Raw genomic sequence first — 12,547 nt, 5'->3', positions numbered from 1 at the left:
GGCACGCATCGGGGCGTGGCCATCCGGCAGCTTCGGTGGGGAGCCGATCCTGCCCGCCGTCGAGAACGAACATCGGCTTGGGAGCGACGATGTGCGCCACGTCGGGGAGGTCGTTACATTGACTTACGTCAATGACGAAGCGTACCGCACGGCGCCGCCCTCTCGGCTGATTGTGGACAGGGGCTCAGCGGGCGGCGCCGGACCGGATGGTGGTGTTTCGGACGACCTGGGCCCGGCCTCGCCGGGTGAACCCGGGCGTGGGCGGCCTGGTGGTGGGTTCCCGGTCCGGGGCGGAGTCCGGCCTGGTGCGGTTCACCGTGCGGCGCAGGCTCGGGTGCTGAGTCTCCCAGGCCTCGCGGACGCGGGAGGGCAGGTGCAGGTCGCGCCACACGCGCCGCAGCGTGGCCGGGTTGATCAGATCCTCGACCTCGCGGCAGCCGGCCGCCTCGCACAGGACCTGTTCGTAGGCGTGCCGTAGTTGCGCTGGGTCCTCCAGGTCGTAGCGGCGGCGGCTGGCGTGGCCGCAGCTCATGTGGTGTGGCACCTCGAGGACGCCGAGGCCGTTGCCATGCAGTTTGTCGATCCGGTCGGGGACGGCGGGAGTTCGGCGTGCGGCGCTGCGATTCCGGCGGCCGTCACGGCTGGCGACGTACGACATGTCCCCAGGTTAGGGCGCTTGGGGGCGGCTGTTTCCCAACTCCCGGCCACGGGTGACGGCGTACTGCCGGAGTGTTTGATGCTGTCATCTGGCTACTCTGCGAGCGGGTGGTGGTCACTGGGAGCGGAGGCTGTAGGGCTGCTGCACGCCGGTGAAGCCGTTCGCCGTCCAGCCGACGGCCCACAGGCGGCCGCCGCCCGGTTCGGCCGCGATGCCGCTGAGCGCCGAGCCGATGTGTTCGTTGCCCGACGTGCCGGGGTTGATCGAGTCGGGGGCCAGGGCGCCGCCGTGCCACTCCTCGATGTTCGTGCTCTCCGCGCCCGAGACGAGCCGGTAGCTGGCGAAGACCACCTCCCGCGGCGCGGTCACGACGACGCCGGTGAACTCGGTGGCCGTCGGCTGCGAGGAGCGCAGCACCCGCCACGCTCCGCCGGCGCGGTAGAGGGCCACGGCGTGCAGCAACTCGTCCGGGTCCGGGTCGTCGGTCACGGTGTCGAGGGTGTAGCCGACCGCCCACAGCTCGCCCGGGCCGGCGGCGTCCACCGCGAGCAAGGTGGTGCGGACGGCGCCGGGGTCGGGACTGTCCACCTGGCTCCACATCGAACCGTCCCAGTGCAGCAGGAGCGATCTCGCGACCACCGCGTCGCCGGTGTTCCGGACCTCGCCGACCGCCCACGCGTCGTCGTCGGCGACCGCGGTCACGGCGGTCAGCCGGCTGCTCAGCGTGCCGGGGCTCGGGCTCGGCACCTGCTGCCAGCCGGTGCCGTCCCAGTGCGCGATCAGTGTCCGGGCCGGTTCGCCTTCGACCAGCGAACCGGACACGCCCACGGCCCAGCCGTCGGTGGCGGATCGCAGGTCGATGCCCTGCCACGCGCCGCCCTCGGCCGGAATCGGGCCGGGGAGCACCCGGGCCACGCCGCCGCCGGCGGCGTACTCCTGGATCAGCGGGGTGGTCCGGAGGCCGGACGTTTCGCTGCCCACCGCAATGGCCTCCCCGGACGGCAGGGTGGCGACCCCGGTGAGCCGTACCAGAACTTCCGAGGCGACCTCGGGCGCCGTCTGCCAGACCGTGCCGTTCCAGTGGTGGACGACCGCATGCGACTCGTCGTCGCCCAGGTGTCCCGCGCCCACCGCCCACACGTCGGTGGCCGACCGGGCGGTGACGGCCGTCAGCTCACCGGACGTCTTCGTCGCCGGGGACGCGGCGTCCCACCAGATCCGGGGGAGCGATGCGCCGTAGGCGGGCGCCACGGCGAGCAGCGATCCGAGAGCGAGCAGCCCGGTCAGAGCGGCGGCACGGCGGCGGAACCGGGTTCGGGCCGAATTCACGGGTGACCTCCAAAGGCCGATTGGTCGGCATGCCGGGCCAGGGCTACCCGGTCGGGCAGGCCGGTCTTGGCGAGCAGCCGGGCGACGTGTGTCTCGACGGTGCGGGGCGACACGAACAATTTCTGGCTGATCTCCTGATTGGTCAGCCGTTCGGCGACCAGCTCGAACACCTGATATTCGCGGGCGGTGACACCGACCCGGCGCAGCGCGGCCGGGATCTCGCCCACGCCGTCCCGCCGCTGCGGCACGGTCTCGCCGGTGCGGCGAAGCAACGCGCGGCAGGCGTCCGCCACCCGAGGGCTGCCGGCCGCGTGGAAATGCTGCTCAGCGGTCCTCAGCCACGGCGCCGGGCGGCCCCAGCCGTCGATCACGGCGGCCTCCGCCGCCAGACGCAAACCAAGATGACGACCGAGTGGGTACGGCGTGGACACCTGCTCGAACTCGGTCATCATCCGCTCGGCCAGCGCGCCGTCGCCGTCCCGCCCGGCCAGGACCGCGCCGGCGACGAGCATGAAGAGCCGGTTCCAGCCGGCCTGGCCACGGGCGGACAGGGCCATCGCGTCGTACTCGGCCCAGCCTGCGGCGCCGGCGATGGCGGTGAGCGCGAGGTGGAGCCCGTGGACGAGCGAGAGGTATTCGGGTGGCCGGTGCAACTCCTCGGCCGCGGCCGAGGTGATCTCCGCGTACGCCCGGGGGTGGTCCTCCTCCAACAGCGAGCAGAGCGCCAGGCCGAAGCCGGTCAGCGCCGGGGTGAATCCGCAGTGCCGGCCGCCCAGCCGTTCATACTCGGCGTGGAGGTCGGTGACCTCGGACCGGCGGCCCTGATGGGCGGCCGCGCAGATGCGCAGGCCGAGGGCGATCAGCCGGAGGTCGGCCAGGCCCAGCCGGTGCGCGGTCAGTTCGCACCGGCGCGCGTACCGGCTCGCGGTCTCGTAGTCGCCGCGGCTGACGTAGAGCACGGACAGCTCGGCGTCGCCGTTCAGCGCGGTGATCAGCGCGCCGGCCCGCAGCGCCGTGTCCCGGGCCGCGATCAGGCCGCCCGGGTCCGCGTGCCGGATCGCCGCGTTGGCGCCCAGCTGGAACAGGAACCGGATCCGCCACAGGGTCAGTCCGTGCTGTTCGGACAGGGTGAGCGCGCGGTCGAACAGCTCGTCGGAGAGGCCGAGGTCGTGCACCCGGGCGCAGGAGCCGAGCACCGCCAGGGCCTCGCAGGCGATCTCCGGCAGCGGGAGCCGCTCGGCGGTCCGCAGTGCACGCTCCGCCAGCCGCTGTGCGCGCGACAACCGGTCGGCGTCGCTGTCGGTGACCGCGATCCGGGCCGCGACCACGTCGACCGCCGCCTCCTGAGCGTCGCCCTGCCGGTGCTCGATCAGCGACCGCACCCGGGCGAGATCCCGGCGGCTCTCCTCCCGGTGGCCGCCGGTGAGGGCGGCCCGGGCCAGCCGCAGCCGCACGGCGGCCTGTTCCTCGGGCGTGGCGTGCCGGTCCAGGCGGGCGGCGAACTCGCGGGCCCGGGACACCTCGCCGGCCACCACGAGCATCTCCAGCAGGGCCTCGACGATGCGGGACGTCGGACCGGCGGCGGCCGGATCGCCGTCGGCCAGCTCCAGCCCGCGTTCGAGCAGGGCGATCGCGGTGCGGACGCCGCCCTGCTCGGCCGCGCGCCGGGCGGCCCGATGGAACAACTCGGCGGCCCGGCCGTTGTCGCCGGCCCGCTGCCACAGCCGCCCGGCCAGGACACACCACTCGTCGGCCCGATCGGGAAAGGTCGCCTCGATCGCGGCCGCGGCCAGCCGGGACAGCGCGGCGAGGTCCTCCGGCAGCGTCGCCGCGCGCAGCGCCTCGCCGACCAGGGCGTGCTGGACCGTGTAGTGGCCCGAGGCGCCGTCGACCGCCAGCAGCTGGGCCTCGACGGCGGTTCGCAGGCCGTCCATCAGGGTGGTCTCGTCGAGGCCGGCCGCCGCGCCGAGCAACGCGCCGGGGCAGGGCTGCTCGTAGACCGATGCGATCAGCAGGAGCCGGCGCGTGTGTGCCGGCAGCCGCCGCGTGCGCTCGATCACGCCGGCCCGGACGGCCGCCGGCACCGGCGTGGCCGCGGTGGTCGCGGCGGACCACCCGTCGCCATTGCGGACCAGCGTGCCGTCGTCGACCATGGCGGTGAGCAGCTCCTCGACGAAGTACGGGACGCCGCCCGCGGAGTTGACGATCCGGTCCAGCGCCGCGACCGGGATCATCGCGGGTGGCACGCCCAGGCACGCCGCGCCCATCTCGTGGACGACGCTGTCGTCGAGGGGCGCCATCCGCCGTACGACCGCGGCGTGTCGCTGTTCCGCGGCGTACGCCATGGTCATGATTTCCGTCTCCGGCCGCATCGTGGCCAGCACCATCACCGGCTCGCTGCCGACGTTGTCGGCGAGGTAGTCGACGATCATCAGGGTGTCGGCGTCGGCGTCGTGCAGGTCCTCGAGGATCAGCAGGCAGCCCCGGCCCGCGGCGAGGCCGCTCAGCAGCCGCAGGACCGCCTCGGCGAGCAGAATCGGATGATCGTCGGCCACCTCCGGCCGATCCGCACCCCAGCCCGGCACCAGCCGGGACAGCGCCGCCCGGTACGGGGCGAGCTCCGCCGGCTCGGCCGCACCGACCTGCCGCTGGAGGCCGAGCAGTGCTTCGGTCAGCGGCCGGTACTGCACCGAGGGCGCCGCGCGGCCGCGGATGACGATCATGCCGAGGCCGGTCGCGTGCGACTGGGCCTCGCGGGTGAGCCGGGATTTGCCGACGCCGGCCGGGGCCGTCAGGAACACGGTGCTCCCGCTGCCCGCCACGGTCGCGGCGAGCAGACCGGTGAGCAGGTCCTGCTCCGGGCCGCGCCCGACCACGGTGGGACACAGCAGTCGCATCGTCGTCCCCCCAACGTCGCCTCGACTGTCGAAAAGGGACGCTACCGGCGCGATTTCGCACGTCCGGTCGGCAAAGTGACTGCCGCCGAACCGGAATCGGATAGGCGCGGGCCGATGTCCCTGGTGTCCGGGTGTGCTACGGACCCGCCCCCGAGAACGTCCGTACCGGGCACGGATGTGGGCCCGGCACCCCCGGCGGCACGGTGTCCGGAGTCCACCGGGGGGAGAACGCCATGGCCGATGTCGCGGGGCCGGGCCGGGAATGGCCGTTGGCCGGCCGGGCGGGTGAGATCGCCGCGATCGAGGCCGGCTATCGGCGCCCGCGGCAGTACGGCGTGCTGCTCACCGGCGCGTGGGGAGTGGGGAAGAGCCGGGTGGCGTACGAGGCGGCTGCTCGGCTCGAGCGCAGCGGATGCCGGGTTGCGCAGGTCAGCGCTCGCCGGGCGTGGCGGGGGGTCCCGTTCGGGGCGCTCACCCACCTGGCGCCCGGGGCCGGTGACGGCCCCGCCCTGTGGTCGCGGTTGATCGCGGAGCTGCGCGGACCGGGACGCACCGTGCTCGTCGTGGACGATGTGCAGTTCCTCGACGACGCGTCGGACGCGATGCTCGCTCAGCTGGTGACCTCGTGCCCGGTGTTCGTGATCGGCACCGTGGGCTCGCGGGGTGGCGGCGTGCCCGAGGCGCTGGCCGCCCTCTGGAACGACGGCCGGATCGCCGGCCTGCCTGTCCGACCGCTGCCCGCCGATGAGATGGCCGGGCTGGTCGATCGGTTGTCCGGCGCCGACGCGATCGGCCGGCACCGGCTCGCGCGCCTGGCCGGCGGCAATCCGCTGGCGCTTCGCGCGCTCTTGGACGTCGACGCGACGGGGGAGGAGGCAGGAGCGGCACGGGAGGACGGCGACGCGGCACGGGAGGACGCCGACGCGGCACGGGAGGACGGCGACGCGGCGCGGGACGGCGGACCGTACGAGCGGTGGCTCGACGAGGCCGGGCCCGCTGCGCGATCGGCGGTGGAGTTCGTTGCCTGCGCCGAGCCGGTTCCGATGTCGCTGCTGGAGACGCTGGTCGGGCCGGCCGCGGTGGAAGCCGCCGAACGAGCCGGACTCGTGCGGGTCGACGACGGCCCGGCGGCTCGGCTCGCGCCGCCGCTGTCCGGGCCGGTGGTGCGGCGCCTGCTGCCGGCCAGCACTATCCGGCGCGTCTACGGCATGCTGGCGCCGGCGCTCCTAGCCGGCCCGGTCATCGGCGGCGATCAGGTGCTGCGCGCCGGGGAATGGCAGGTCCGGGCCGGCACCGTCACCGCGCCCGAACATCTCCTGCCGGCGGCTCGGCTGGCGCTGGCCGGCCACGACCTGGGCCTCGCGGTGATCCTCGCCGAGGCAGCGCGCGAGCATCAACCCGGACCGGCCCCGGACCTGGTCCTCGCCGAGGCCCTGTTCCGGCAAGGGCATGGCCGCCGCGCCGCGGCCGTCCTTCCGCCTCGGCCGCCGAACGACCCCGAGCAGGCCGCGGCCTGGGCCGTGACGTCAGCACAGATCCGGCATTTCGGACCAAGCGCACCCACCGAGCGGGCCGGCGACCACGCCGAGCCGGCGGCCGCGCTGATCGGTCGCGGCTCGCCGGGTGAGCACGGCTACGGCGCCTGTCTGGCGCGCCTGCTGCGCGGTGACCTTCGCGGCGCACAGGAACTGGCCGACCGGGGCTATCGCGATGCGGTCGCAGCCGAAGTTCGCTCGATAGCCGGCATCTGGGCCGGGCTGCGTGGCCTGACCGCTGTGACGCAGGGCCGCGTGCAGACGGCCGCCGCCGCCCTGCGCGAGGCCGTGACCCTGTCCACAGGCGCGTACTGCCTGCGCTGCGAGTGGATGACCGAGCTGGCAACCGCCACCGCGATCGCCGGCGACAGCACGGCGGCTCGCCGATGGCTGGCCCGCGCGGACGACCCCGAGCACCGCCACACCGCCATTCTGGAGGCACGGATCGAGCTGAGCCGGGCGTGGTCACAGGCCGCGAACGGCGAGCCGGCGGTCGAGTCCTGCCTGCGCGCGGCCGAGACGGCGGCCCGGTCAGGCATCCACGCGGTAGAGGCGACGGCCCTCTACGACGCCGCCCGGCTGGGCGCCCCCGGCCCGGTGCACACCAGGCTGGCGGATCTGGCCCGCAAAGTCGACAGCGAGGTGGTGGCCGTGATGGCGATGGCCGCCCGGGCCCTGGCCCGGCACGACGCGGGCGCCCTGGGCCGGGCCACCGACGCCTTCGAACGCAGCGGCCACGTGTTGCTGGCAGCGGAGACCGCCACCGCCGCGTCCCACGCCCGCCGCCGTGCCGGCCAGCACAAACCCGCCGCCCTCTTCCAGGAACGGGCCGAGGCGCTGGCCCAGCGGTGCGAGGGCGCGCGCACCCCGCTGCTCGACCAGGGCCGGCTGCCGCCCCAGCTCACCTCACGCGAGCGCGAGGTGGTGCTGCTGGCCCGGTCGCTGACGAGCCCGCAGATCGCCGCGCGCCTGGGACTGTCGCCGCGAACCGTCTCCAACTACCTACAGAACGCCTACGACAAGCTCGGCCTGGCCGGACGAGCCGAGCTCCGCGTCCTGCTCGGCACCTGAGAGTGTGCCGAGCTGGTGGTAGCGGCGCCCGTGGTAGACCAGCGGCCCGCCGATCCCGCGCGGCCCCTGCCGCACGTCGTCGACCTGGCCGATCACGATGGTGTGGTCGCCGGCCTCGACCAGGCGGGACCGGCCGCACAGCAGCCAGCAGGCCGCGCCGCTGACAGCCGGGATGCCCCCGATCGGCACGATGCCGGTCGCGAATCGGCCGGTCGCGGCCCCGGCGAACTGCTCGGCCGCCGCGCGCTGCCCCGCGCCGAGGATGCTGATGCAGAACCGTTCGCTGCCGCACAACGGCCGGTGCACGCGAGTGCCGCGGCCGACGGCGAACATCACCAGCGGCGGGTCGAGGGACAGCGAGACGACCGACCCGAGCGTGGCGCCGTGCCACCCGCCGTCCGCGTCCACCATGCTGACCACCGCGACCGGCATGGCCAGGCAGGCCATGGCGTCGCGGAACTCCCGCGCACCGACCGTCATGTCAGACCCCCGCCAGCAGTTCGTCGATCTCCGGGATCCGGGCGCCCAGCCGCCGGCATTCGCGCAGGTCCGGCTCGGCCCTATCCCGGTCACCGGCGTCGATCAGGCAGAGCGCGCGGCGGTAGAGCAGCTCCGGGCGATCGGCGTCCGGGAGCGCGAGCGCGGCTTCGAAGTCGGCCAGCGCCGCCGCGGTGTCCGCGCGGGCGGTGTGCGCGATGCCGCGGTTGAGCAGCAGGTCCGCGTTGGCCCCGGTGAGTTCCAGGGCCCGGGTCAGGTCGGCGGCCGACCGGCCGGGCTCGGCCAGCTCGAACAGGGCGACCGCCCGGTTGATCAGCGCGGCCGGGTAGTCGGGATCCTGCTCCAGCGCGGCGTCCAGGCTCGACCGGGCCGCGGCGGCGTCGCCGGCCGCGAGTTGGATCATGCCGCGCAGGCAGTGCAGCCTCGGGTCGTGCGGGAACACGGTCAGCGCGCGTTCGGTGTCCGCCGCCGCGGCGTCCAGCTCGCCCTCGCCGAGCAGCAGCTCGGCCCGGCTCAACAGGGTGTCCGCCTCGTCCGGTTCCATGTCGAGGACGAAGTCGAAGTCGGCGCGGGCCTGATCGACGAGGCCGAGCTCGGCGTAGGCCGACCCCCGGTTGTGGAACAGCTCGACGAACGGCGGCCCGAGCTCGTCGGCGCGGTCGTAGTCACGGATGGCGGACGCAAGGTCTCCCCGCTTCCGGGAGATCTTGGCGCGCTCGGAGAGGTAGTCGGTGTAGTGCGGGTCGAGCTCGGCCAACGTGGTGAAGGTCGCGTACGCCTCGTCGTCGTGCCCGGTCGCGCCGAGCAGGCGGCCGCGGTTGTAGAGCAACTGGGACCGGTGCAGCACCCACTCGTCCGCGCCGAGCTTGGCGTCCACCCGGGCCATCGCGTCGTCGACCAGCGTCAGCGCGCGGGCCAGATTGCCCCGGTGCATCTCGATCAGGGCCAGCCCGTTGTCGTGGAAGCCGCTGTAGACCAGCCGTTGCCGCTCGTCGGCCAGGCCGTTCGCGATGACGACGGCGTTGTTCTGGAAGTCGATGGCCTTCTCGTGGTCGCGGGGCACGGCGAACCGGGTGTAGATCATCGCCAGGAAGTAGCTGGTGGTCATGTGGGCGAACGGCTGGGCGTAGCGCTGCCGCACCTCGCTGCAGAGCGCCTCGGCCTCGTCCAGTCGGCCCAGCCCGAGCACCTGGGCGATCAGGATGTTGGTGAACTTGCGGTAGGTCTCCGGTTCCCGGTCGGGGTCGGTGAGCGCCCGCCCCCGCTCGCTCATCGCCGCGGCCGCCTCCTGGAACCCCATGAACGTGAGGTACTCCGCCGCGGCCTGCAGGGCTTCGACGCCCTTACCGTGCGGGTCGGTGCCGCGCTCCAGGTGGTGGACGAGCGCGGCGACCCGCACGCCCCAGGACGCGTCCGGCTCGAGTTCGGCGGCGCGCCGGTCGTGCATGGCCGCGCGCTCGGCGGCACCGAGTTTCAGGTAGGCCGCATGAGCCGCCGGGTCGTCGCTGGTCCCGTCCGACCGCACGTATTCGGCCGCCAGCTCGGTGGCGTTCCAGGCCCGGGAGTCCGGGCGCGGCACGGCGTCGACGCGGTCGGCGAAGTCGGCCAGGGCGGCCCGCAGTTCGGGCTCGACGGCGCCGTCGCTGCCGATCACCGCCGGCCACAGCTCCGCACCGACTCGGCGGACGAAGAGCGCGACGAACTGCTGGGTCGCCGACTCGGCCCGGTGGACGTCGTCGAAGACCAGGGTCGGCGGCACCCCGCCGGCCGCGCGCAGGCGCAGCGCGTAGTCGCGCAGGAGGGTGACGATGCCCTGCGAGAAGCACCGGGTCATGATGCGGCCGTACCACCGGGTCCGCTCGGCGAACGGCGCGTCCTTGGCCAGGGTGCTCGCCGGCGGGCCGATCAGCGCGCTCAGCTCCGGGATCGCCTCCAGCAGCTCGAAGCGGTGGGCATCGACCAGATCCGGCCACCGGCGCACGACGTCGGGCAGGACGGCCTCGAGGACCGTGTCCACCCCGGTGAAAGGTCCCCGCAAACCCTGGTGGCAGCGGGCGACGACCGCCCGCGCGGGCATTTCGATCATGGCGAGCCGGTCCCGGCCCCGGGCCCCGACGACGTGCGGATAGCGCGACATCCGGTATCAGTCTCCTTCAGCTGGCGCGCAGCCTCGGCTGGCGTGCCCGGTTGTGCCGTCGCTTGCGCCACGCCAGCACGGCGGGCAGGAGGAACTGGACGGCGAGAATGGCGAGCGAGATCAGCGAGTCCCAGAAATGCCACGTCCCGGTTCCGGCCAGGACCCCTTGGAACGCGCGGACGGCGTAGGTCACCGCGATCGGGCCGGTGAAGACGACGGCCAGCACGACGGTGCCCGCGAACCCGAGGGCGATGAACCAGCCGTACCAACTGCCGACTCTTCGGTCGCGGTCGGTCCACTGGGTCTCGTCGACCAGGCCGGCGGTCCGGCCGGCGAGCCGGCGAAACCGGTTGGCCAGGATCGATCGGCTCGCGTCGTGCAGGTCGTAGCAGTTCAGGGCGGTGCTCAGGACGTAGTACAGGTCGGTGCGCAGATGCAGCAGCAGCTGCCAGGCGAGCCGGGCGACGATCGAGAACGAAAGAGCAAGACAGAGGCGGCCGGTGTACGCCGCGGCAGCGCCGCCACCCACGAGTGGAGCCGCCGCGAGGGTCAGGGCGGACGCCAGCACGACGTCGATCAGCATCCCGGCGACGAACGGCAGGTAACGCTGCCCACGCCGTACGCTCAGCAGGCCGTTGTTCTTGGTCTCGAAGACCACGAAGTTGTAGCGGTTGCTGATGCCCAGCCGGCTGTGCAGCCCGAGGCGCTGACCGGCCAGAACGTGGTATGCCTCGTGCAGGAAGCTGAGCGGGATCGTGCCGAACAGCAGCACGACCTGGACCGTGACCAGCGATGCGGTGAAATACACGTGCGAGGCGGCGGGCCGCAGGTCCGGCCGCCCGGCGAGCTCGATCAGCGCGAGCGCGACGACCGCCGCGTACACGATCCACGCGGGCGCGGAGAACAACGCCCGCCCCAGCCACTGGAACCGGGGCGCGGCGACGGCGCCGATGACCGCGCTGCCGGGCGACGTGACGAAGCCCAGGTCGGCCAGTGAGCCCAGGAAGTCGTCGACGTCCACGGCTTCGCCGAAGTTCCGCTCGTACCAGGTGGCGGCCTCGGCAGCGGTCGAACCGCCGATGAGCCGCCGCAGCAGTTCGGCCCCGTCGTGCGGCAGCACCGCGTAGGTTCCGGTGTCGCCCCGGCCGACGACCACGTCGGCCCCTTCGGGCACGAAGCTCAGCGGGTGGAACGTGATACGCCCGTCAGTCATCAGTAACCCCCGCGTCGGTACGGACGGCCCGGGGCAAACTTTCGGGCCGTCCGTACTCGCCATGCGTCAGACCGCCACCCAGTAGCAGCTGTTGGTACAGAACGCGGCCGTCGTGAGACGCACGTCGCCGGTGCGGCGGACGTCGATCTTCTTGGCCGTGCTCGCCTTCTTCATCTCGAGCGTGGACTTCATGGTTTTCCTCCCCTCGGAGTCGTTCGTCTCGGACAAGAGAGAGCATCCAAGGACGCCGCGAGGCCAGGTAGAGCAAGACCTCTTACTCTGGCGGCCCGCCACCGGCCCGCCACCGGCCCGCCACCGGCCCGCCACCGGCCGAAAAGATTCACCGGCTCGGACCTTTCCGCGGCGCGGGCGGCTCCGAATCTCCTCCGACAAGCCAACTGTCGAAGGGATTCCTCGTGAAGCTCTCCCGCACCCTGCTCGCCGTACCCGCCGCGGCAGTGATCCTGTTCGCCGTGCCCGGCGCCGCGTTCGCCGACGAAAGCGTTCAGGTGCAGCTCGACGCGCTGAACAAGTCCGGCGCGTCCGGCACCGCCACGCTGACCGCGATGGCCGACGGCGACCTGAAAGTCAGCATTCGCTCGACGGGGCTGGTGCCGAACTCGCCGCACGCGCAGCACCTGCACGGCTCCACCGACGGCATGGACTTCCACTGCCCGGACATGTCCGCCGACAAGGACGGCAACGGCTTCGTCAGCACCGAGGAAGGGATGCCGGTCTACGGCAACATCTTCATCTCGCTGACGACCAAGGGCGACACCTCGCCGAAGAGCGGCCTGGCCGTCGACCGGATGCCGATGGCCGACGCCAAGGGGAACCTGTCGTACAGCCGCACCATCGCGGCCGCCGACCTGCCCAAGGGCACCATCGAACACCTCAAGGACCTGCACATCGTCGAGCACGGCATCGACGCCGACAACAACGGCAAGTACGACATGGCCGCCCTCGGCGAGTCGACGCTGGCCAAGTCGGCCGGCCTGTCCGGCATCCCGGAGGAGGCGACCGACCCGGCCACGTGCGGCATGGTCGCCGGCGCGGCGGTCGGCTCGGTGCCGGTCGGCGGCGTCGCCACCGGTGACGGCAGCACCCGGAACGACCCGGCCATCGCGTACGGCATCGGCGGTCTTGCCCTGCTCGGCGCAGCCGGGGCGTTCCTCGCTCGTCGTCGCCTCAGCCGGCAGAGCTGAGCCG

Annotated in this window: 9 protein-coding genes; 2 read left to right on the top strand and 7 right to left on the bottom strand. The window is 73.3% G+C overall.

Annotated elements, in window-relative coordinates; all coding sequences use genetic code 11:
- Positions 1-184: 184 nt before the first annotated feature.
- From AB0E90_RS28810 to AB0E90_RS28800, 3 genes are all read right to left on the bottom strand, one after another.
- Positions 185-658 carry a hypothetical protein gene (locus tag AB0E90_RS28810; RefSeq protein WP_360412360.1) on the bottom strand — a complete coding sequence of 158 codons (474 nt, stop codon included), beginning with the start codon at positions 656-658 and terminating at the stop codon, positions 185-187.
- A 114-nt stretch (positions 659-772) separates the two neighbouring features.
- Positions 773-1,987, bottom strand: coding sequence for a hypothetical protein (locus tag AB0E90_RS28805; RefSeq protein WP_360412357.1), 1,215 nt, complete (start codon positions 1,985-1,987; stop codon positions 773-775).
- Positions 1,984-4,884: an AAA family ATPase gene (locus AB0E90_RS28800; protein WP_360412354.1), complete on the bottom strand. Its 2,901-nt coding sequence runs from the start codon at positions 4,882-4,884 to the stop codon at positions 1,984-1,986. The genes AB0E90_RS28805 and AB0E90_RS28800 overlap by 4 nt, the downstream gene beginning before the upstream one ends.
- 233 nt (positions 4,885-5,117) lie before the next feature.
- On the opposite strand from AB0E90_RS28800, the gene AB0E90_RS28795 reads away from it, so the two are divergent.
- On the top strand, positions 5,118-7,490 hold the full coding sequence (locus AB0E90_RS28795; protein WP_360412351.1) for a LuxR C-terminal-related transcriptional regulator: 2,373 nt from the start codon (positions 5,118-5,120) through the stop codon (positions 7,488-7,490).
- On the opposite strand, the gene AB0E90_RS28790 is transcribed toward AB0E90_RS28795, so the two are convergent.
- From AB0E90_RS28790 to AB0E90_RS28775, 4 genes are all read right to left on the bottom strand, one after another.
- Complete coding sequence (locus tag AB0E90_RS28790) at positions 7,422-7,970, bottom strand: flavin reductase family protein (RefSeq protein ID WP_360412348.1); 549 nt, start codon at positions 7,968-7,970, stop codon at positions 7,422-7,424. The genes AB0E90_RS28795 and AB0E90_RS28790 overlap by 69 nt on opposite strands.
- A gap of 1 nt (position 7,971) precedes the next feature.
- On the bottom strand, positions 7,972-10,125 hold the full coding sequence (locus AB0E90_RS28785; RefSeq protein WP_360412345.1) for a tetratricopeptide repeat protein: 2,154 nt from the start codon (positions 10,123-10,125) through the stop codon (positions 7,972-7,974).
- A 16-nt stretch (positions 10,126-10,141) separates the two neighbouring features.
- Positions 10,142-11,338, bottom strand: coding sequence for a hypothetical protein (locus AB0E90_RS28780; RefSeq protein ID WP_360412342.1), 1,197 nt, complete (start codon positions 11,336-11,338; stop codon positions 10,142-10,144).
- Positions 11,339-11,404: 66 nt separating this feature from the next.
- Positions 11,405-11,530 carry a hypothetical protein gene (locus tag AB0E90_RS28775; protein WP_360412339.1) on the bottom strand — a complete coding sequence of 42 codons (126 nt, stop codon included), beginning with the start codon at positions 11,528-11,530 and terminating at the stop codon, positions 11,405-11,407.
- A 224-nt stretch (positions 11,531-11,754) separates the two neighbouring features.
- Here AB0E90_RS28775 and AB0E90_RS28770 point away from each other — a divergent pair, with 224 nt between their 5' ends.
- On the top strand, positions 11,755-12,543 hold the full coding sequence (locus tag AB0E90_RS28770; protein ID WP_360412336.1) for a hypothetical protein: 789 nt from the start codon (positions 11,755-11,757) through the stop codon (positions 12,541-12,543).
- The last annotated feature ends 4 nt before the right edge of the window (positions 12,544-12,547 follow it).

It is taken from the genome of Actinoplanes sp. NPDC026619, from assembly GCF_040638295.1.
Taxonomy (GTDB): domain Bacteria; phylum Actinomycetota; class Actinomycetes; order Mycobacteriales; family Micromonosporaceae; genus Actinoplanes.
The sequence above is the reverse complement of the archived record's forward strand: the minus strand, read 5'-3'. Positions and strand labels throughout refer to the sequence as shown.